This is a genomic window from Pseudomonas sp. Irchel 3E13, assembly GCF_900187455.1.
GTDB lineage: Bacteria > Pseudomonadota > Gammaproteobacteria > Pseudomonadales > Pseudomonadaceae > Aquipseudomonas.
The window spans coordinates 49,894-70,014 of sequence record NZ_FYDX01000014.1; the positions used below are offsets into that span (position 1 = coordinate 49,894).

Sequence of the window (20,121 nt, forward strand, 5' to 3'; positions counted from 1 at the left end):
CCGAAAACGCTAGGGATCGGGCGTCACGGATACGTCACCAGAATGTCATACCGGCGCAATTTGGTCGCCGGAGACTGGCCATCATGACAACACTCCCGCTGCATATCACCCTAATCAGTGAAACCTTCCCACCGGAAATCAATGGCGTGGCCAATACCCTTGGTCGCCTCAGCGAAGGCCTGCGCCAGCGCGGCCACCGGGTCGAGCTGGTGCGCCCGCGGCAAAGCGATGACCCGCCGGGGCAGGCCGACAGTGACCAACTGCTCTGCCGCGGCTGGCCGCTGCCTGGTTATCCGGGGTTGCAGTGGGGACAAGTGTCGATGCACAAGCTGCTGCGACGCTGGCGGCGGGACCGGCCGGACGTGCTCTACATCGCCACCGAAGGCCCGCTGGGCCTGAGCGCCCTGCGCGCCGCGCGGCGCCTGGGAATTGCCGTGGTCAGCGGCTTCCACACCAATTTCCAGCAGTATTCCAGCCAGTACGGCCTGGGCTTGCTGGCCCGCGCCCTGACGCACTACCTGCGCTGGTTCCATCACCGCACCCACAGCACCCTGGTGCCCAGCCCGAGCCAGCGCCTGAACCTGGAACGCCGCGGCTTCGAACGCCTGACGCTGCTGTCTCGCGGCGTCGACGGCTGTCTGTTCAACCCGGCACGACGCAATCCGGCCCTACGCGAACAGTGGGGCCTGGGCGAAAACGATATCGCCCTGCTCTATGTCGGCCGCCTGGCCGCGGAGAAAAACCTGGGCATGCTCGGGCGCAGCCTGGAAGTGTTGCAGCAGAAATATCCACAGCGGCGCATGCGCCTGGTGATCGTCGGTGACGGCCCGCAATGGGCGGCGTTGCAGGAGCAATTGCCGGATGCGGTGTTCTGCGGCCCGCAACGCGGCGAACACCTGGCCGAGCACTATGCCTCTGGGGATATCTTTCTGTTTCCGAGCCTGACCGAAACATTCGGCAATGTGGTGCTGGAGGCCCTGGCGTCAGGGTTGGGCGTGGTTGCCTATGACGAAGCCGCGGCGGGCCAGCATATCCGCCACGGCCATAACGGCGCGCTGGCGATGCCCGGCGACGCGGCCGCCTTCATCGACGCCGCCTGCTGGCTGCTGGAGGACCGCGAGACCCTTCGTCGGGTCCGCCTCAATGCCCGCCAGCACGCCAGCCGTCAGGGTTGGCCGACGATCATCGAACAGTTCGAAGAACACCTGCGCGATGCCTGCGAGCCGCTGCATCCCGAGCAGACGGCCCACAGCGACCGGAGCGTGTTGGTCAAACCAGGCTCGTCAGCGCCTCACGGCTGAACGGCAGGATCTCGGCTTCGCGGCCATCGCGTACCTTGGCGGCCCAATCCGGGTCCACCAGCAGGGCACGGCCAACCGCCACCAGGTCGAACTCCTCGTTGTTCAGGCGCTGCAGCAGGTTTTCCAGGCTGGCCGGCTGCGCCACTTTGTCGGTGTCCACCATGAACTGCAGGAACTCGCCATCGAGCCCGACGCTGCCGACCGTGATGGTCGGCTTGCCGGTAAGCTGGCGGGTCCAGCCGGCCAGGTTGAGCGGCGAGCCGTCGAACTCCGGCTCCCAGAAGCGCCGGGTCGAGCAATGGAAAATGTCCACGCCGGCGTCGGACAGCGGCTTGAGGAAAGCCTCCAGCGCCTCGGGCGTGGTCACCAGGCGCGCGGTGTAGTCCTGCTGCTTCCACTGCGAGAAGCGGAAGATGATCGGGAAATCCGGACCGACGGCGGCACGGACGGCCTGGATCAGTTCGATGGCGAAGCGCGAACGGCCGGCCAGGTCGCCGCCGTATTCGTCGTCGCGGCGGTTGCTGGTTTCCCAGAAGAACTGGTCGACCAGGTAACCGTGGGCGCCGTGGATTTCCACGCCGTCCATGCCGATGGCCTTGGCGTCGCGGGCCGCCTGGGCGAAGGCGGCGATGACGTCCTGGATGTCCTCGTGGCTCATGCCGTGGACCACTTCCTGGCCATCCTTGAGTTTCTCGCTCGGGCCATAGCCCGGCACGCTGGCGTCCGGCTCGGTGCCGATGCGGCGCACGCTGCCCACGTGCCAGAGTTGCGGAACAATGCGCCCGCCCTCGGCGTGCACGGCCTCGACCACCTTCTTCCAGCCGGCCAGGGCGTCGTCACCATAGAAACGCGGCACGTTCGGGTAGCCATTGGCGGCCTTGTGGCCGACCGTGGTGCCTTCGGTGATGATCAGGCCGACACCGGCCGCAGCGCGGCGACGGTAGTAGTCCACCACCTTGGCGTGGGGCACGCCGCCGGGGCAGAAGGTGCGGGTCATCGGCGCCATGACCACGCGGGTCGGCAGCTCCAGGGCGCCCAGTTGGAAGGGGGTGAACAGTGGGTTGGCGGACATGTGGCGCTCCGTGGGGTGGCAAGAGCGCTTGAGGATAGGGTGGGGTTGAGGGAGGGCCCAGTACTATTGATTTGGGTGATTTTGCGGTAAAGGTCTGATGGTGGTCCTGGGGGCCTCATCGCTGCGGTTCGGCGCCCCAAGGCCAGCAAAGACTCAGGCCAGCGCCTTCTCGATCGCCTGCACCACCGTCGGATCATCCGGCGCAGTACGCGGCGAGAAGCGCGCCAGCACGCGCCCGTCCTTGCCCACCAGGAATTTCTCGAAGTTCCAGGTGATGTCCCCCGGAAACTCGGCGCCTTCGCCCGCCAGCAGCCGATACAGCGCATGCCGATGCGGCCCGTTGACCTCCAGCTTGCTGCCCAGCGGGAAGCTCACGCCGTAGTTGAGGCTGCAGAACTCGGCGATCTCCGCCTCGCTGCCCGGCTCTTGCCCGGCGAACTGGTTGCACGGCAGGCCCAGCACATTGAAGCCCTTGCCCTTGTACTGCTGATAGAGATTTTCCAGCGCGGCGTATTGCGGTGTCAGACCACACTTGGAGGCGACATTGACTACCAGCACCACCTGCCCCTTGAACGGCGCCAAGGACAGTTCCTTGCCGTCCAATGCCTGCAACTTCAGGTCGTGAAATGCACTCATGACGTACTCCCCTCTACAGATCCCTGCCGGTCACCGCACGGATGCGGCCCACTAAAAAGGCGCCCGGCCTGCCGCATGCCCCCTTGCGGGTTGCACGACGGAAGGGCCAAGGCGCCTTCGCGACTTTTTGAGCTTAGCGCAGAAAATCAGTGGTGATGGCCACCTTCGCCATGGACGTGGCCATGAGCGATTTCTTCTTCGCTGGCATCACGGATGCTGACGACCTTGACCTTGAAGTTCAGGCGCTGGCCAGCCAGTGGGTGGTTGCCGTCAACGGTAACGTCGTCGCCGTCCAGGTCGCGAATGGTGACGATCTGCATCTGGCCATCCGGCGCCGAAGCGTGGAACTGCATGCCAACTTCCAGTTGGTCGACACCTTCGAACATGCTGCGGTTCAGGGTGCTGACCAGCTCGGCCAGGTATTCGCCGTAAGCGTCTTCCGGCTCGATGGTGACGTCCAGCTCTTCATCGGCGCCTTTGCCTTCCAGGGCTTTTTCCAGGCCCGGAATGATGTTGCCGGCACCGTGCAGGTACACCAGCGGGGCGCCGCCGGCGGAGCTGTCGATGACCTCACCAGCGTCGTTGGTCAGGGTATAGTCGATGGAGACAGCCTTATTGGCGGCAATCAGCATGGGGCGAGACCTTTTGCATAAGAATGTTGAGCGAGCAAGTGTAACCAACGCCTCGCCTGAAAGCGAACGCAACCCGGACAGACGGGTCAGCCGGATTACCGGGTTTCATCAGGACGAAGACGGCCACTGGGTGGCCGAATTGTCCTGCGCTCACACCCAACACCTGCGCCACCAGCCGCCGTGGCAATCGCGGGCCTGGGTGCTCGACGCCGCCGAGCGTCAACGCCGCATCGGCCAGCCTTTTGCCTGCGGCTGGTGCGCTCAGGGGGTCGATAGCGATACCCTTGTCAATTGACTCTTTTGCACAGCTCATTTCGAGAAGCTCGCATGCAGACTTTTTTCATCGCGCCGACCGACTTCGGCGTCGGCCTGACTTCCATCAGCCTCGGCCTGGTCCGCACGCTGGAGCGGGCCGGCCTGAAGGTCGGCTTCTTCAAGCCGATCGCCCAGCCGCACCCCGGCGACACCGGCCCTGAACGCTCCACCGAACTGGTTTCGCGCACCCACGGCCTGAGGCCGCCCAAGCCACTGAGCCTGGGCCATGTCGAGCGCATGCTCGGCGACGGCCAACTGGATGAATTGCTCGAAGAAATCATCACCCTTTATCAACAGGCCTGCGTCGACAAGGACGTGCTGGTGGTCGAAGGCATGGTCCCGACCCGGCACGCCAGCTATGCTGCGAGGGTCAACCAGCACTTGGCCAAGAGCCTCGACGCCGAGGTGATCCTGGTCTCCGCGCCGGAAAACGACGTGCTCGCCGAGCTGTCCGGCCGGGTCGAGTTGCAGGCGCAACTGTTCGGCGGCCCCAAGGACCCGAAAGTCCTCGGCGTGATCCTCAACAAGGTGCGCAGCGACGACAGCATCACCGAGTTCGCCCGCCGCCTGCGCGAGCACTCGCCGTTGCTGCGCAGCGGCGACTTCCGCCTGCTCGGCTGCATTCCGTTCCAGGAAGGGCTCAACGACCCGCGCACCCGTGACGTCGCCGACCTGCTCGGCGCCCAGGTGCTCAACGCCGGCGACTACGAAACCCGGCGCATGAACAAGATCATCATCTGCGCCCGCACCGTGGCCAATACCGTGCCGTTGCTCAAGCCCGGCACCCTGGTGGTGACCCCCGGCGACCGCGACGACATCATCCTCGCCGTGAGCCTCGCGGCGATCAACGGCGTGCCGCTGGCCGGCCTGCTGCTGACCAGCGACAGCAAGCCCGACCCGCGCATCCTTGAACTCTGCCAGGGCGCCCTGCTTGCCGGCCTGCCGATCCTCTCTGTGAGCACCGGCTCCTACGACACCGCCAACCAGCTCAACGGTCTGAACAAGGAAATCCCGGTGGATGACCGCGAGCGCGCGGAAATCATCACCGACTTCGTCGCCAGCCACCTCGAAGCCGACTGGCTGCACCAGCGCTGCGGCACGCCGCGGGAGATGCGCCTGTCGCCGGCGGTGTTCCGCTACCGGTTGATCCAGCAGGCCCAGGCCGCCGACAAACGCATTGTCCTGCCCGAAGGCGCCGAGCCGATGACCGTGCAGGCCGCCGCTATCTGCCAGGCCCGCGGCATCGCCCGTTGCGTGCTGCTGGCCAAGCCGGATGACGTCCAGGCCGTGGCCCGTGCGCAAGGCATCACCCTGCCGGAGGGGCTGGAGATTCTCGACCCTGACCTGATCCGCGAACGCTACGTCGAACCGATGGTCAGCCTGCGCAAGAGCAAGAGCCTGAACGCGCCGATGGCCGAACAGCAACTGGAAGACCCGGTCGTGATCGGCACCATGATGCTGGCGCTGGACGAAGTGGATGGCCTGGTTTCCGGGCTGGTCCACTCCACCGCCAACACCATCCGCCCCGCCCTGCAACTGATCAAGACCGCGCCGGGCTGCAGCCTGGTGTCGTCGGTGTTCTTCATGCTCTTCCCGGAGCAGGTGCTGGTGTACGGCGACTGCGTGATGAACCCGCACCCGAGCGCCGCGGAACTGGCGGAAATCGCCCTGCAGAGCGCCGACTCCGCAGAAGCCTTCGGCATCGCGCCGCGCGTGGCGATGATCAGCTATTCCAGCGGTGATTCGGCCAGCGGCGAAGAAGTGGAAAAGGTCCGCGAAGCGACCCTGCTCGCCCAGGAAACCCAGCGCGGCCTGCTGATCGACGGCCCGTTGCAGTACGACGCCGCCGCCAACCAGGACATCGCCCGGCAACTGGCGCCCAACAGCCAGGTGGCCGGTCGCGCCACGGTGTTCGTGTTCCCCGACCTGAACACCGGCAACACCACCCACAAGGCGGTGCAGCGCAGCGCCGATTGCGTCAGCCTCGGGCCGATGCTGCAGGGCCTGCGCAAACCCGTGAACGACCTGCCGCGGGGCGCCCAGGTGGACGACATCGTCTACACCATCGCCCTGACCGCAATCCAGGCCAACCGCTCGATGGACGACTGACCCATGCTCGCTTCCCTGCCCGCGCCAGTGCGCGGAGTCATCGCCTCACTGCTGCTGGGGCTCAACACCATTGTCTGCTGCACGCCGTTGTTCATCGTCAGCCTGTTCAAGCTGTGCCTGCCGTTCGCGGCGGCGCAGCGGGTTACCGACGAACTGATGCGGCGTATCCACGAAACCTGGATCAGCAACAACAACGCCTGGATCAATCTGATCGGCAACACCCAATGGCAGGTCGAGGGCCTGGCCGGGCTGGACTACCAGCACAGCTACCTGGTTACCAGCAATCACCAGAGCTGGGTCGATATCCTGGTGCTGCAATACGTGCTCAACCGGCGCATCCGGCCGCTGAAATTCTTTCTCAAGCAGGTGCTGATCTGGGTGCCGGTGATTGGCCTGGCCTGGTGGGCACTGGGCTTTCCGTTCATGAAGCGCTACAGCAAGGCGTACCTGGACAAGCACCCGGAAAAACGCGGCAAGGACCTGCAAACCACCCGCAAGACCTGCGCGAAATTCCGCGGCAAACCCACGGCGATCTTCAACTTCGCCGAGGGCACCCGCTTCACCGCGGCCAAGCATCGCCAGCAGCAGTCACCGTTCAAGCACCTGCTCAAGCCCAAGGCCGGCGGCATCGCCTTCGTGCTGGATGCGATGGGTGACCAACTGGAGTCGATCATCGACGTGACCATCCACTACCCCGAAGGCGCGCCGGGGTTCTGGGATCTGTTATGCGGACGAGTGCGGCGGATCGAGGTGCAGTTCGAGGAACTGGCGATTCCAGAGGATTTCCTCGGTCGCAGCTATGACCAGGATGAGGTGTACCGGGCGGAGTTCCAGCGCTGGATCAACCGGTTGTGGGAAGTGAAGGATGGGCGGTTGGAAAAGTTGAAATCGCGTTGAGAGCATCGCGACGGTTCGGCGCCCCGACAAGCTCGCTCCTACAGGTGTTGCATGTCCCTGTAGGAGCGAGCTTGTCGGGGCGCCGAACCGTCGCGAAAATCACTGATAATTCTGCCCGGGAATCGGCTTCAGATTCACCTCGACCCGACGGTTCTGCGCCCGCCCGTTGGCATCGGCATTGCTCGCGATCGGCTGGTCAGGGCCCATGCCGCGCACGCTCACCCGCGACGAATCAACACCCTGCGAAGTCAGGTAAGTACTGACCGCCTGCGCGCGGCGCTGCGACAGGTCCATGTTGTGCTGGCGGCTGCCGGTGCTGTCGGTGAAACCGACGACTTCGATGGTGTTCTGGTTGAACTGCTTGAACGAGTTCGCCAGGTTGTTCAGCGGCGAATAGAAGCTCGGGGCGATGTTCGCCGAGTCGGTGGCGAAGGTGATGTTGCCCGGCATGATCAGCTTGATCTGGTCACCCTCGCGCTGAACTTCAACGCCGGTGTTGGCCATGCTTTCACGCAGTGCGGCTTCCTGCTTGTCGGCGTAGTAGCCATAACCTGCGGCGGCTGCGCCCACTGCGGCGGCGCCGATCAGCGCGCCCTTGCCGCGGTTGTTGTGGTCGATGGCGGCACCGGCGATGGCGCCGGCCAGTGCGCCCAGGCCGCCGTACTTGGCGGTTTTGCTCATCCCTGTGGAGCCTTGTGCCTGACCCTGGTTGTCATAGGGATTCTGGCTGGCACAGCCGGACATCAGGGCGGCGGCGGTAGCGACGATAATCAAACGACGCATGGTTAACATGGACAAGCTCCTGCAGTAATTCGTATAGGCAACGGACGCTCTTGGTCCTCTGCCAGCCTTGGAACGCGGCCGGGTGGAAAAATTCCCCGCGGGCATCAGGCCCGTACGAACGGGTTCTGGCGCATTTCCTCGCCCAGGCGGGTGTCGGGACCATGCCCGGCAACCACCGTCGCCTCTTCATCGAGGCTGTACAACCGCTCTCTGATCGAACGAACGATAGTCGCCTGGTCGCCGCCCCACAAATCGGTGCGGCCAATTCCACGACGGAACAAGGTATCGCCCGCGATCAACAGCTTGGCGTCGGCGAACCAGAAACTCATCGATCCCGGCGTATGCCCTGGCGTGTGCAATGCCACGCCGCAACCACAGGCCAGTTCCTCGTCATCCGCCAGCCAGCGGTCCGGCGAAGGGACCGGGACATAGGGCACGCCGAACATGCGGCACTGCATCTCGAGGTTGTCCCACAAGAACTGATCGTCCTTGTGCAGGTGCAGGGTGGCGCCGGTCTTCTCTTTCAACTGCCCGGACGCCAGGAAGTGATCGAGATGGGCGTGGGTGTGGATGATGCTGACCACCTTAAGGCCGTGGGCGTCGAGGCGTTTGATAATCAGGTCCGGGTCGCCGCCCGGGTCGACGACAATCGCTTTCTTCGTCACGGGATCACCGATGATCGTGCAGTTGCACTGCAACGGGCCGACGGGGAAGGTTTCGCGGATAAGCGTGGTGGGTGCGGGATTCATGGCAGCGTCCTCTCAGGCGAATCGGCCATTCTGGCCCCACCCGCCCCCTCAGATCCAGGGCAGCAGCACACTCACCGCCAACGGCAACGCCAGCGCCGCCAACAGCGTCTGCCCGGCAATGATCCCCGCCATCAGCGGCGCATCGCCGCCCAGTTGCCGGGCCATGATGTAGGACGACGAGGCGGTCGGCAGCGCCTGGAACAGCAACACCGCGACCGCCGCCTCGCCCTTGAGGCCGAACAGGTGGCAGGCCGCGAGGGTGATCAGCGGCATCACCATGAATTTCGCCACCGACGACAATCCCACCGGGCGCAGCCAACTGCGCACCGCGCGCAGGTCCAGCGCCGCGCCCACGCACAGCAGGCCCAGCGGCAGCGAGGCCTGGCCCAGCGTCTTCAGCAATGGCTCGATCGCCAGCGGCAAGCCCAACCCGGTGACATGCAGCAGGATGCCGCCGGCGCAGGCCATCAACAGCGGGTTCAACGCCAGTTGCTTCACCACCCCGCCCAACGACAGCCGCCCCGCCGTGCCATACCGGGCGAACACCAACACGCAGAGAATATTCACGGTCGGCACGATGGCGGCGTTGGCCACCGCCGCCAGGGCGATGCCCTGCGCCCCGAACAAGCCGGCCGCCGCCGAAACGCCGACGTAATTGTTGAACCGCACGCCGCCCTGGAACACCGAGGTGAACGCCGCGTCATCGACACGGAAACAGCGCCGCAACGCCACCAGCAGTGCCGCGACCAATACCGTGGAAGACACCAGCGCCAGCACCATGCCTTGCACCGGCACGCCATCGAGCCTGGCTGTGGACAGGCCGTGAAGAAACAGCGCCGGCAGCAGCACGTAGTAACCCAGGCGCTCGGCCTGCGGCCAGAAGCCGTCGGCGAGGAACTGACTGTGTCGCAGCCAGGCACCCAGGGCGATCAACAACGCGATGGGCAACAGCGCCAACAGCAGGGAAAGGGTCATCGCGCACTCCGGGGCACCAAGGGATGAGCGCTACGATAAAGACCCGGATGCTTGATTAAAAACGATGAATTCTTGAGCCATCCTCAAGTTTTACTCATCAGTCAGCGCAGCCTGGCGGCGCACCGCCTGGGCCAGAGCCGCCGCCAGCCGACCCCTCGGCCGGTCTTCGCGCTCGATCAACACCACCTGGCGGGTCCGTTGCGGATCACCGAACGGCATCAGGGCCAACAGGCCAAGACGTTCCAGGTTGCGCCGGGACGACGGCACGATGGACACCCCCAGCCCGCTGGCGACCATCTGGATAATCGCCTCCTGGCTGTCCAGCTCCATGGTGGTCCGCACCCGCAGGCGCAAACGCCGCAACTCCCGCTCGATGGTGCGCCCGGCCCAGGCCCGGCGGTCGAAACGGATGAAGGGCTGCTCCTGCAACAAGCGCCGCGGCTCGACCTGCGCCAACGCCAGCGGCGCAATGATCCAGAACCCTTCCTCGTACAACGAAGTGCTGACCAAGCCGTACGGGTGCGGTTTGACCGGCTCGGTGGTGACCGCCGCGTCCAGCTCGCCCGCCTCGACCCGCGTCGCCAGTTCGGCCGACATGCCCGAGGCGACGTTGACCCGCAGATGCGGGTGCTCGGCGCTCAGCGCGGCCAGGGCCTTGGGCAAGAGCCCGGCCAGCGTGGTGTGAATCGCCCCCACCCGCAGGCGCCCGCGCAACTCGCCGTCTTCGCCGAGTTCGGCGGCGATGCTGTCGTACAGCGCGAGGATTTCCCGCGCCCGCTCCAGCGCCAGGTGCCCGGCCTCGGTCAGCACCGGCAAGCGCCGCGAGCGGTCGAACAGCGGCGCGTTGAATTCTTCCTCAAGGCCACGGATATGCAGGCTCACCGCCGATTGCGTGAGGTGCACCGCGTCGGCGGCGCGGGCGAACGAGCCGTGCTGGGCGATGGCAACCAGGGTTCGCAGGGCGCGCAATGACATGGGAAAGATCCGTGGGAAAAGTCGCTACAGATTAGCAATCCGGCGGCGATGCGTCTGCGCTGGGCGCCGGCTGTCGCGAATGGACCTGCCCTCTGTCGCTCACAATAGTGTCAATCCGTTTGAACTCGCTATCCTCAGAGAAAGTCTCGACAGAAGACGGGTTGTGCTTGACGTGCGAGTGACATCCCGTCCCGGAAATTCACCTAACGGGACACGCCAATGCCAGGGAAAAATCGCCGAAGCCTCAAGGCCAGAGCCACCATCATTTGCCTGCGCAGCGGCAGGGTCCTGCTGGTGCGCAAAAAGGGCGGCAAGTGGAACTTCCCCGGCGGCACCATCGAGTCCGGTGAGCAGCCCGTCGAAGCCGCCGCCCGCGAGCTGAAAGAAGAAACCCGCATTCGCAGCCTCGGCCTGTTGCAGCTCTGCACCCTGGAGGTCGACGGGGTCGTCCATCACATCTTCACCACCCAGCTCGGCGACTACGCCGACGCGGTGGCCGACAACGAAATCGTCGCCTGCAAATGGGTCCGCCGCGACGCGCTCACCGCCACCCTGCTCACCCCCACCGCCGCCGCCCTGATAAGCCGTCAACTGCCCGCCTTGAGCGCCTGATCGAGCGAACCGAGCGCCGCACTTTGCACGGTGACCAAGCGGTCCGTCATGCAAATTGCAGACGCGGCACTTCGCCATCTATCTGTAAGCCCATGATTTTCAATAGATAACCCCTCAGCCAAAAGCGGCACGGCTTTCGCAATATTCCCAGGGATAACTCAGCGCCGGCGCCACCGCTGCCGGCGCGCACCTTATGCCTGGAGAAAACCATGAATGCCATCGACCTGCTGGAAGGCGATCACGAACGGGTCAAGGCCCTGCTGGCCGAGCTGAGCGACTCCACCGAGCGCGGTGTCAAAAAACGCACCGAACTGCTGGCCAAACTGGAGCGGGAAATCACCCTGCACACCCAGCTCGAAGAAGAAATCCTCTACCCCGCGTTCAAGTCCGAGGGCGGCAAGGAACAGGACGTCATGTACTACGAAGCCAAGGAAGAGCACCGCACCGTGGACTCCCTGGTGTTGCCCGACCTGAAGCACACCGACCCTGGCACTCCGGAGTTTTCCGGGCGGGTGAAGGTCGTCAAGGAACTGCTCGAGCACCATATCGAGGAAGAGGAAAAAGAGATGTTCCCGCAGGCTCGCAAGCTGTTGGGCAAGGCCAAGCTGGAGGAGCTGGGTGCCCAGATGGAAGCGATGAAGGCCGAGTACAAAAAAGCCTTCCGCGGCCAGGCATCGGCCTAGAACGCCTGCCGCGCACCGCTTTGAACGTGAAATGACCCGTGAGTCCCTGGCTCATGGGCAGAAACAAAGGAGGGGATTTCAATGGCAGGACCGCAACTGTACGTCATCGACTACGAGCTTCAGGGCAAGCAGCGCTCATTCATCATCCGTCTTGAGCACATGGACAACGTCGAGGCCTGGCACTGGGCGAGCTGCGATGCCGGGGTGGGTGTGATACCGCGTTTTGGTCAGCAGAAGATCAAGAAAGTCAGCCGACCCATGGCCGAGCGCTATGGCATCGCCAATGTCAGATGGAGGGTTTCCGGCCAGGGCCAGGAATTCGTACCGACGCCGGTCGACCCGAAGAAATTCGCCGAGTCCGATTGAGCCGCGCAACGCATGCGAAGGGCCGCAACGCGGCCCTCATCACAACCCCTTCGCCATCTCCGCCGTCCCCGCCCAGCCCAGCGCCTGATACAGCGGCCGCCCCGCCTCGGTGGCATGCAATATCGCGAACCCCAGCCCGCGCCGCGCGAACTCCGCCTCTCCCAGCCGCATCAACTTCGACGCCAGCCCGCGGCGCCGATACCCCGGCTCGACGTAGACATTGAGCACATACCCGCGCTGATCGACCGCCGGGTGCGCCGGATGCGGCGGCCATTCGATGCTCATCAACCCGATCGCCGCCGCCGGCGCATCGCCCTCCAGCACCACGAACCCGTAATAGCGCCCGTCTGCCAGGCGTGGCTCCAGCCAGGGCCGAAAGTGCTGCGTCATCCGCCGCAGGTTCTGCGCATCGCCACCGGCCTCGAGAAACATCGCCTCGCGATGACGGCAAACCATCTCGCGATCCCCCGTTTCAAGCCGGCGCAGCGTAAAGCCAGAGAAGTCGAGATCACCGGGAATGTCGTTCATTGCGTCGTACCTTGGTCGGAGTTCCAGATTCTCGCGCAACCCGTACCGGGCCGTTAGACACAGATCCCGGACCCGCCTGCCATACAGATTTGCCGGCGTTGCCGCCGCCTCCGCGCCCGTGCGACCAAAGCACTATCGGTAGAAACAGTGTGGGGTCGACGAAAAAAAACTTCTTTGTGGGCGCCGCGAATGTCCGCTATCAATTGCACAAAGCGCCTGCCAAGCAGGCATTCGATGCATTCAATGCAACAGGACCGAACCGTTCAGATGAATAACAACAAGACGACGGACGCTGTAGCCCTCCCCGCCCCCACCCACTGGATCGGCCCTGCGGCCTTCGCCTTGCTGGCCTTCGCCGCCAATTCGATCTTCTGCCGCCTGGCCCTGGTCAACGACGCCATCGACCCGCACAGCTTCACCGCCGTGCGCCTGCTCAGCGGTGCGGCCTTCCTGTTGCTGCTGGTCAGGCTGCGCCAGCCCGGCACGCCACTGGGCGGTAGCTGGAAAGGCGCACTGGCGCTGTTTCTCTATGCCTGGCTGTTTTCCATCGCCTACGTACGACTGGGCGCTGGCGTCGGGGCGTTGATCCTGTTCGGCGCGGTGCAGATCACCATGTTCGCGGTCTCCTGGCTGCGGGGCGACGGCGTTGCTCCGCGGGTGCTGCTGGGCATGCTCATCGCCTTTGCCGGGCTGGTTGCCCTGCTCCTGCCCGGCGCCAACGCCCCTGCGCCGGGCAGCGCGCTGATCATGGTGGTATCGGGCATTGCGTGGGGCGCCTACTCGCTGATTGGCAGGGGCTCGACCCACCCGGTGAGCGACACCGCCGGCAACTTCACCCGTGCCCTGCCACTGCTGCTGGTGCCGGCGCTGGCGGCGGTGTTCGCCGGGCACCTGCGGATCGGCTCTGCCGGCCTGTTCTATGCCCTCGGCTCCGGCATCCTCGCCTCGGGCGCTGGCTACGCGGTGTGGTACGGCGTCCTCAAACAGATCAGCGCGCAACAGGCTGCGACCCTGCAGTTGAGCGTGCCGGTGATCGCCGCGCTGGGCGGGGTGATGGTGTTGAGTGAGCCGGTGTCGATGAGGCTGGTGGGGGCTTCGGTGGTGGTGCTGGGTGGGGTGGGGCTGGCGTTGAGTGGGCGGAAATAGAAGCCCGCTTGAAGCCTTGATCCCCCGCGTACGGCTGCCACCCATTTGTTTGACAGCGAATTCGTGGCGGCTCCAACTGCAAGGTAGACGCCATGAAAAAGATCGTTCCAGATCCCCCATTCTCTTCCTCTATCAAACCACCCGGCCGCCGCCTGCCACCCGCAGATCGTCGCCTGGCCCCATGCCGATGTTGAAAACGGTCTGCAACAGCTGTCGAGGTTGCTTCGCTCGGCGACCGAATCCAATTACCAAGCCTGTGAACAAGCCGACTGCCGGGTCGAGGCATTGATCTGGAACACCCAGTTCATGCTGTAGGCGGCACAGGACGTCAGGTCACCGCGAAACGGCGTCCGGTGAATCCGCTCCCACAGAATGGTGAGCGGTTGGCGGTTTGCGATTGCCGCCGTCGGCCACGGCGGGGTTGTCCTACTCCGCGCCGACAGCCGCAGCGCATCTCCACAGCAAAAAAATATCCCGCCCTCAGAAACTTGTTTTCGACATCCCAGTCTGTAATAGCAAGCTGCCACTTCCGCTGTGGCAGCGCCCTCGCCCATGACCTGCGCGGGCCTGAAAACCTCCCGTAAATCACGAGCCCCCTCGTAAGGAAACACCCATGAAACTCAAGGTTGTGCTGTTGAGTGCGGTCCTGCTCGCCTCGCCTTTGTCCCAGGCGTTCGCCGACACCTGTCGGGAGAACATTTTCGGCGGACAGGACTGTCAGTATAGCGACGGCACCAGCTCCACCAGCCGCTCCAACATCTTTGGCGGACAAGACACCGATTACAGCGACGGGCGCCGCTCAACCAGCCGCGAAAACATCTTCGGCGGGCAGGACACCAACAACAGCGACGGCACCAGCTCTACCAGCCGCTCCAATATCTTCGGTGGACAAGACACCGATTACAGCGACGGGCGTCGCTCAACCAGCCGGGAGAACATCTTCGGCGGGCAAGACACCAACAACAGCGACGGCAGCAGCTCGACGAGCCGTTCCAACATCTTTGGTGGGCAGGACACGGACCACTCGGAGTAGCAGCTAACACATGGCCTTGGTAGTGGCGCCGGGGCTGTACGGCCAGCTTTTATCTTCGCGCCAGTCCACCATCCGCACGCCGAGGATCAGGCTGGCGCTGTCGGTCAGGTGCCGGCGCGAGGTCAGGTAGGTGGCGTATTGGGTCGCTGTCAAGGTTGCGGGAAGGTGGATGCTGACACTCAAACGATGCCCACGCGCCGCATAAGGCTGAGTACTATGCGGGGCATCACTTTCCAGGATGGAAACCCCACGGTGAATCGCCCCGGATTCTCTGGACACCTTGCAAGCTCATTGCGTAACGCTTTTCAAACTCTACCGGTGACTGAGGTGACTCCACTAATCGTGAGAGGTTACCCATGAAAAAGCTCGTCCCCGATCCACCACCCATCACCACTACCCACCATCCCTTCAGCCCTTTCCCGACCACAAAAGCCCCCTTGTTCGCCGTCTGCGACGGTGTCGAAATCGGCCACGCCCTGGAGCAGCTCGCGGGATTGCTGCGTTTGTCGTGGGACAGTAATTACCTGGCCTGCGAAACAGCGGAAACCAACAGCGGAATGAGCGAATTGCTCTGGTCCACCCAGCATGTCCTCGAGATGTCGCAGGCGCTGGTGGATTCATTACTGGCAGGCGTGGCGAGGCAACAGGCCGCGCGCTGAGCCGGCTGAATGTTGCGGGGGCCGCATTCGCGGCCCCACCGCTGTTCTGAAGAAGGGGCTGACACCAAGGCCATTTCCGTCCTACGCAGGCGCAAAGCCCGGCTGACTGTCCTACCGCCAGGCATGGGGAATAATTGCCCGCTCACTGCATCGGAGCTGACCCTCATGAATCCCGGCTACTACCTGCTGGCCGTTATCGGCTTTTTGCTCTCAGGGTGTGGAACCTTCAACACCGTTGTGCGCGGCGATGATGTCACCGCGAAGAATCTCAAGGAATGGCGCACCCAGTGTTCATCGCTGCCCCGTGTCTACAGCGGTGCGATTTACAACTTCTGCATTCTCAATGGCGCACCCAATCCGTCCACCGAGGCCCCTGGGTCACCCGGCGGCATTCCGTTCGTGATCTGGGATATCGCGCTTTCCGGTGCGCTGGACACACTGGCCCTGCCGTACACGATTTATCGGCAGGTTGGGGATGGGAATATCGAGTTGCGCCACTGATTTCTGATGGGTTTGAGGGCCTCGTCAGCCACTTGCAATCCTGTAGGAGCGGATTCATCCGCTCCTACAGTTTGCGGTGATATGACGCTTTTTACTTGCCTGCGAGATGTGTAGATATCCATGCTCATCGCTGGCAAGCCAGATCGTCGAGCCACCGAGCCGCAGCGATGACAGACTAAAATCCCCCATCAATCACGGCAAATACATCCTGAACAACCCGCCTCCCAACGCCCCGCCGTTGGCAATCTCGATCCGGCCCTGCACGCCATTACGCTCATGCAGCGCGGCGATGCGGGCGGCGAAGTACAGGCCCAGGCCAGTGCTCGCGGTGCTGTGTTCGATGCCCTGCACATACTGCTCCTGCTGCTCGATCATCTTCGCAGGGAAGCCGGTGCCGTCGTCGTTGATGCTGATGACCAGCATCTCGCCCTCTTCCCGCACCGTCACCAGCAACGCGTGCCCGGCATAGCGGGTGGCGTTGTTGATGATGTTGGACACCACCGACCCCACCAGCTCGCGGTCGAAGAAGCCCAGCGGCGTAGCCTCATCAATCTCGAAGCGGGCAACGATGTCGCGGCTGACGAGAATGCCCTCGTAGCCAGCGAGCAACCCGCCGATAAAGTCATCGAGGTCGTGGTAGTCAGGGAGCATCGGCAACTGGTTGATGCCCAGTTTGTACAGGCCAAGCAACTGCACGAGCATGCCGTTGAGGTGGGCGAACTCGTGCTCGATCACCACCTGCTCCGGCGCGTGGTGCTGTTGGTCCTGCAGACGTGCCTGCCACTGGCTGTGGGCCTGCATGAGCATGGCGAGGGAGTTCTTCATGTCGTGCACGGTGGAGGCGATCACCGTGGAAAAATCCAGCCCCGATTGCTTAGACATCATGTCCCCACGGCGCGGATGCGCAGTTTGCGGTAGCGCTCATAGCGCGGATCGGTATCGGGAATGCCGGCCACCTTGGCCAGGCAATCGCGACATTCCTGCAGCACCGCCGCCGCCGGTTGCTCACCCCCCAGACGCAGCAGCGCCTGGGCGGTGTTGAGGGCGATGCTGATGTTCTTCGGTTGCAGTTTCAGCGCCTTGCGGAACAGTTCCAGGGCTTCGGTCATCTGCCCGGCCTGGTAGCTGCGCACGCCTTGGCGGTTGAGGTCGACCGCTTCGTTGCCAGCGCCGAGGATGGAAGGATCGTCGGTGAGCTTGGCGATGTTTTTCATTACCGCGTTGTCGTCGCCGTAGACCTCGACGCAGTTTTTCAGAATCGATTTGCCGGCGTCTTCCTGGCCCAGTTGCTTGAGCTGCGCGGCCACGGCGAGGGCAGCTTCGGCGGAGAAGAACTGGTCCATGGTGTCGAGGCGGGCCATGGCTGCCTCGGTCAGTTTGGCGGCGGTCTCGGCGTCGCCGGCCTGCTGCAGGCCGGTGGCCTTGATCAGGCGGGCGCGCACTTGCAGGCCCTGGTCTTCGCCGTATTCCTTGGCGACATCGCCGAGCACCTGGTTGATCTCGACCCTGGTACGCGCATCGAGACCGTTGCCGGCGTTCTTGCTGATCAGCGCCTGGGCCAGGCCGAGGTTGCTTTCCGGGTCTTTGAAGCGCGAGTTCTGGCCCTGGCTGACGGCCTGGCGATACGCCCGCGAAGCGCTGTCGAAGTCGGCGTTGCCCAAGGCCAGCTTGCCCAGCAGCATCTGCCGCTTGACCGCCAGCGGCGACAGCCGCACCGCGTCTTCCAGCACATGCTGGGCGCGGCGGTGTTCGCCGCTGGCGGTGAGCACTTCGGCGAGGCCGTCGTACAGGCCGGGCATCATCGAGAAGCTTTTGATCGCCTGTTCGTAGACGTCTTGGGCCTGGGCGACCTGGCCGCGCTTGAACATCAGTTTGCCCAGTGCCGCGTAGGCCCAGGGCGTCGGGCGGTTGGCCAGAATCGCCTTGAGGAACCGCTCCAGTTCTTCATGGCGGTTCAGCGCGGCCATGGCGTCGGCGCGGTAACGCAGGCACAGCGGGGCGAAGCGCGGGTCCTGGCGGCAGAGCTGCTCGCAGGCCACCAGCACTTCGGCCGGGCGGCCACGGTCCAGCGCCTGGAGAATCGGCTTGAGCAGGGTTTTGCGCTGCACCAGTTTGTCCAGCCGCTGGGTCAGGCCGACCCGGTTGAAGGGCTTGGTCAGGTAGGCGTCGGGTTCGTATTCGAGGGCGCTGAGCACCACCGCCTGGCTGCTTTCGGCGGTGATCATGACGAAGATCGCTTCGTGGCTGATCAGCTTGTCCAGCATCAGGTCTTCAAGCACCTGCTGGCCGTTCTTCTTGCCGTCGCCCATGTGGAAGTCGTGCAGGACGAAGTCGTAGCGCTTCTGCGCGCACATGCGAAGGGCGGTTTCACCGCTTTCGGCGGTGTCGACGTCCTTGATGCCCATTTCGCGCAGCATCGATCGCAACGACGTCCGGAAATCGGTGAAGTCGTCGACGATCAGAAAACTCTTTTGGCTGTAAACCAGCATCCACAAAACCTGTCATTGAAATAATTGAGACGCCCGCACACGCAAGGACAGGCCCGGCATCGCCGCAAGGGAGGCACGATCACCCGCAACCCTCGCTACGCTATCGGCAGCGCGCAACCATTGCTTGAGCCGGGGAGACACGCTGTTGTGCTGATCGCACGGGAGGGTGAAACAAGGGCGCCGGAGCAGCTAAATAGCAATGTGCCATTATCGCCGTCCGGCGTGCGCCTTACAACGCGCAGTGATCGCAGACGAGAGCTGTCTCTCAGTTGGCAGGAGTGGCGACGGTCTCGGCACGGCGTTGGCGGCTGTAGCTCAGCACCCAATGGGCAACCAGGCCGAAGATCAGCCCCCAGAACGCTGCGGCCAAGCCGAGGAAGCTCATGCCCGAGGCGGTCACCAGGAAGGTGATCAGCGCCGCTTCACGCTGCTTTTCATCAGCCATGGCGCCCGCCAGCCCCGTCATGATCGCGCCGAACAGCGCCAGCCCGGCCAACGCGGCGATCAACTCTTTGGGCAAGGCGGAAAACACCGAGGCCAGGGTCGCGCCGAAAGTGCCCATGAGGATGTAGAACACCCCGCAGGCGATCCCCGCGATGTAGCGTTTGCTGGGTTGTTCGTGGGCTTCGCGGCCGGTGCAGATAGCTGCGGTGATTGCCGCCAGGTTGAAACCGTGGGAACCGAACGGCGCCAGCAGGACCGAGCCAATGGCGGTGACCGCGAGGATCGGCCGCGCCGGGGTGGTGTAGCCGGCGCTGCGCATCACCGCCATGCCCGGCACGTATTGCCCGGTGAGGCTGACCAGCGCCAGCGGCAGGCCGATGTTGATGATCGCGTGCCAGCTCCATTGCGGCGTGATGAACGCCGGTTCAGCCAGGGCCAGGGTCAGCGCCGAGCCGTTCAACTGGCCGAGCAGGCCGGCCACCGCGCAACCGACGATCAGCACCGAGAGAATCGCGTAGCGCGGCGACAGGCGCTTGAACACCAGGTAACTGGCGAACATCGACAGTACCAGCCACGGCTGCACCTTGATCGAGGTGAACAGCTCGGCGCCGAAGCGGAACAAGATGCCGGCCAGCATCGCCGCCGCGATGGCCTTGGGCAGGCGGCTCATCAGTTTGTCGAAGGCGCCGCTCAAGCCGACCAGCGCAATGACCAGAGCGGCGACGATATACGCCCCCACCGCTTCGGCCAGCGACACCTGCGGCAGCATCGACACCAGCAACGCCGCGCCAGGCGTGGACCACGCGGTAATCACCGGCGCGCGCAGACGCCAGCTCAGCAACAGGCCAGTGACGCCACTGCCAATGGAGATTGCCCAGATCCACGACGACACCTCGGCGGGCGACAACTGCGCCTCGCGGGCGGCCTGGAACACGATGATCAGCGGGCCGGCGTAGGAAATGATCACAGCGATCAACCCGGCGACAATCGCCGACAGCGAACAGTCTTTTCTCAGCGTTTCCATACAGTCTCCAGTGGCGGGCGGGGAGCAAATTGATTCGATTCATTTCAAATCTATTCGATTCAATCGAATCAATTCAATAGACTCAATTAAACATTTTGAAATATCTTCTCCCTCAACCCTGTCGCCGACAGCGCTGTATTGATCGCCCCATCGGGCCGATTGCTGCGATGTGATAGGCTCGATCCACTTGTT

23 protein-coding genes are annotated in these 20,121 nt (G+C 63.9%); 11 read left to right on the forward strand and 12 right to left on the reverse strand.

Translation table 11 applies throughout. The annotated features are described in order from the left end of the window. The first annotated feature begins 83 nt into the window (after nucleotides 1-83). Complete coding sequence (locus CKW37_RS23310) at nucleotides 84-1,301, forward strand: glycosyltransferase family 1 protein (protein WP_095158579.1); 1,218 nt, start codon at nucleotides 84-86, stop codon at nucleotides 1,299-1,301. On the opposite strand, the gene CKW37_RS23315 is transcribed toward CKW37_RS23310, so the two are convergent. The 3 genes from CKW37_RS23315 to CKW37_RS23325 form a co-directional block, all read right to left on the reverse strand. Then, nucleotides 1,270-2,373: an NADH:flavin oxidoreductase gene (locus CKW37_RS23315; protein ID WP_095158580.1), complete on the reverse strand. Its 1,104-nt coding sequence runs from the start codon at nucleotides 2,371-2,373 to the stop codon at nucleotides 1,270-1,272. The genes CKW37_RS23310 and CKW37_RS23315 overlap by 32 nt on opposite strands. A 153-nt stretch (nucleotides 2,374-2,526) precedes the next feature. Next, the gene (locus tag CKW37_RS23320) at nucleotides 2,527-3,009 is read right to left on the reverse strand and encodes a glutathione peroxidase (RefSeq protein WP_095158581.1); all 483 of its coding nucleotides are present in this window, start codon (nucleotides 3,007-3,009) and stop codon (nucleotides 2,527-2,529) included. A gap of 146 nt (nucleotides 3,010-3,155) precedes the next feature. Next, the gene (locus CKW37_RS23325; protein ID WP_095158582.1) at nucleotides 3,156-3,641 is read right to left on the reverse strand and encodes a peptidylprolyl isomerase; all 486 of its coding nucleotides are present in this window, start codon (nucleotides 3,639-3,641) and stop codon (nucleotides 3,156-3,158) included. Between CKW37_RS23325 and CKW37_RS23330 the strand changes: the two genes are divergently transcribed. The 3 genes from CKW37_RS23330 to CKW37_RS23340 are packed head-to-tail and all read left to right on the forward strand — an operon-like array spanning nucleotide 3,610 to nucleotide 6,962. Next, complete coding sequence (locus CKW37_RS23330; RefSeq protein WP_095158724.1) at nucleotides 3,610-3,936, forward strand: DUF3565 domain-containing protein; 327 nt, start codon at nucleotides 3,610-3,612, stop codon at nucleotides 3,934-3,936. The genes CKW37_RS23325 and CKW37_RS23330 overlap by 32 nt on opposite strands. Nucleotides 3,937-3,968: 32 nt before the next feature. Beyond that, nucleotides 3,969-6,065: a phosphate acetyltransferase gene (gene pta, locus CKW37_RS23335; protein WP_095158583.1), complete on the forward strand. Its 2,097-nt coding sequence runs from the start codon at nucleotides 3,969-3,971 to the stop codon at nucleotides 6,063-6,065. Between the two features lie 3 nt (nucleotides 6,066-6,068). Further along, a complete protein-coding gene (locus CKW37_RS23340; protein WP_095158584.1) occupies nucleotides 6,069-6,962 on the forward strand; it encodes an acyltransferase in 894 nt (297 codons plus the stop codon). A 99-nt stretch (nucleotides 6,963-7,061) separates the two neighbouring features. Here CKW37_RS23340 and CKW37_RS23345 read toward each other — a convergent pair whose 3' ends face one another. The 4 genes from CKW37_RS23345 to CKW37_RS23360 form a co-directional block, all read right to left on the reverse strand. After that, nucleotides 7,062-7,754, reverse strand: coding sequence for an OmpA family protein (locus CKW37_RS23345; RefSeq protein ID WP_095158585.1), 693 nt, complete (start codon nucleotides 7,752-7,754; stop codon nucleotides 7,062-7,064). Nucleotides 7,755-7,849: 95 nt separating this feature from the next. Beyond that, on the reverse strand, nucleotides 7,850-8,494 hold the full coding sequence (locus CKW37_RS23350) for an MBL fold metallo-hydrolase (RefSeq protein ID WP_095158586.1): 645 nt from the start codon (nucleotides 8,492-8,494) through the stop codon (nucleotides 7,850-7,852). A 48-nt stretch (nucleotides 8,495-8,542) separates the two neighbouring features. Beyond that, nucleotides 8,543-9,469, reverse strand: coding sequence for an AEC family transporter (locus CKW37_RS23355; protein ID WP_095158587.1), 927 nt, complete (start codon nucleotides 9,467-9,469; stop codon nucleotides 8,543-8,545). A gap of 90 nt (nucleotides 9,470-9,559) precedes the next feature. Continuing rightward, nucleotides 9,560-10,444, reverse strand: a complete 885-nt coding sequence (locus tag CKW37_RS23360) for a LysR substrate-binding domain-containing protein (protein WP_095158588.1) — start codon at nucleotides 10,442-10,444, stop codon at nucleotides 9,560-9,562. Nucleotides 10,445-10,663: 219 nt separating this feature from the next. Between CKW37_RS23360 and CKW37_RS23365 the strand changes: the two genes are divergently transcribed. From CKW37_RS23365 to CKW37_RS23375, 3 genes are all read left to right on the forward strand, one after another. Further along, nucleotides 10,664-11,056 (forward strand): NUDIX hydrolase, encoded by a 393-nt coding sequence (locus CKW37_RS23365; protein WP_095158589.1) that lies wholly within the window; start codon nucleotides 10,664-10,666, stop codon nucleotides 11,054-11,056. A 209-nt stretch (nucleotides 11,057-11,265) separates the two neighbouring features. Further along, nucleotides 11,266-11,739 (forward strand): hemerythrin domain-containing protein, encoded by a 474-nt coding sequence (locus CKW37_RS23370; RefSeq protein ID WP_095158590.1) that lies wholly within the window; start codon nucleotides 11,266-11,268, stop codon nucleotides 11,737-11,739. 81 nt (nucleotides 11,740-11,820) lie between these two features. Beyond that, on the forward strand, nucleotides 11,821-12,105 hold the full coding sequence (locus CKW37_RS23375) for a DUF6555 family protein (protein ID WP_095158591.1): 285 nt from the start codon (nucleotides 11,821-11,823) through the stop codon (nucleotides 12,103-12,105). A 39-nt stretch (nucleotides 12,106-12,144) separates the two neighbouring features. Here the strand turns inward: CKW37_RS23375 and CKW37_RS23380 are convergent, their stop codons facing one another. Further along, entirely contained in the window at nucleotides 12,145-12,633 is a 489-nt protein-coding gene (locus CKW37_RS23380; protein ID WP_095158592.1) for a GNAT family N-acetyltransferase, read from the reverse strand. Nucleotides 12,634-12,900: 267 nt separating this feature from the next. Here CKW37_RS23380 and CKW37_RS23385 point away from each other — a divergent pair, with 267 nt between their 5' ends. Both CKW37_RS23385 and CKW37_RS23390 read left to right on the forward strand, forming a co-directional pair. Beyond that, on the forward strand, nucleotides 12,901-13,779 hold the full coding sequence (locus tag CKW37_RS23385) for a DMT family transporter (protein ID WP_095158593.1): 879 nt from the start codon (nucleotides 12,901-12,903) through the stop codon (nucleotides 13,777-13,779). Between the two features lie 613 nt (nucleotides 13,780-14,392). Continuing rightward, the gene (locus tag CKW37_RS23390) at nucleotides 14,393-14,812 is read left to right on the forward strand and encodes a hypothetical protein (protein WP_095158594.1); all 420 of its coding nucleotides are present in this window, start codon (nucleotides 14,393-14,395) and stop codon (nucleotides 14,810-14,812) included. 3 nt (nucleotides 14,813-14,815) lie between these two features. Here CKW37_RS23390 and CKW37_RS32605 read toward each other — a convergent pair whose 3' ends face one another. Beyond that, nucleotides 14,816-15,091, reverse strand: coding sequence for a hypothetical protein (locus CKW37_RS32605; protein WP_143502123.1), 276 nt, complete (start codon nucleotides 15,089-15,091; stop codon nucleotides 14,816-14,818). Between the two features lie 77 nt (nucleotides 15,092-15,168). Between CKW37_RS32605 and CKW37_RS23395 the strand changes: the two genes are divergently transcribed. Together CKW37_RS23395 and CKW37_RS23400 are read left to right on the forward strand one after the other, a co-directional pair. Next, on the forward strand, nucleotides 15,169-15,471 hold the full coding sequence (locus CKW37_RS23395) for a DUF3077 domain-containing protein (RefSeq protein WP_095158595.1): 303 nt from the start codon (nucleotides 15,169-15,171) through the stop codon (nucleotides 15,469-15,471). A gap of 165 nt (nucleotides 15,472-15,636) precedes the next feature. Continuing rightward, nucleotides 15,637-15,972, forward strand: a complete 336-nt coding sequence (locus tag CKW37_RS23400; protein ID WP_095158596.1) for a YceK/YidQ family lipoprotein — start codon at nucleotides 15,637-15,639, stop codon at nucleotides 15,970-15,972. Nucleotides 15,973-16,164: 192 nt separating this feature from the next. Here the strand turns inward: CKW37_RS23400 and CKW37_RS23405 are convergent, their stop codons facing one another. From CKW37_RS23405 to CKW37_RS23415, 3 genes are all read right to left on the reverse strand, one after another. After that, nucleotides 16,165-16,857, reverse strand: coding sequence for a sensor histidine kinase KdpD (locus CKW37_RS23405; protein WP_095158597.1), 693 nt, complete (start codon nucleotides 16,855-16,857; stop codon nucleotides 16,165-16,167). Beyond that, nucleotides 16,854-18,461 (reverse strand): tetratricopeptide repeat-containing response regulator, encoded by a 1,608-nt coding sequence (locus CKW37_RS23410; RefSeq protein WP_095158598.1) that lies wholly within the window; start codon nucleotides 18,459-18,461, stop codon nucleotides 16,854-16,856. The genes CKW37_RS23405 and CKW37_RS23410 overlap by 4 nt, the downstream gene beginning before the upstream one ends. A gap of 265 nt (nucleotides 18,462-18,726) precedes the next feature. Continuing rightward, nucleotides 18,727-19,929 (reverse strand): benzoate/H(+) symporter BenE family transporter, encoded by a 1,203-nt coding sequence (locus CKW37_RS23415; protein ID WP_095158599.1) that lies wholly within the window; start codon nucleotides 19,927-19,929, stop codon nucleotides 18,727-18,729. Nucleotides 19,930-20,121: the final 192 nt, after the last annotated feature.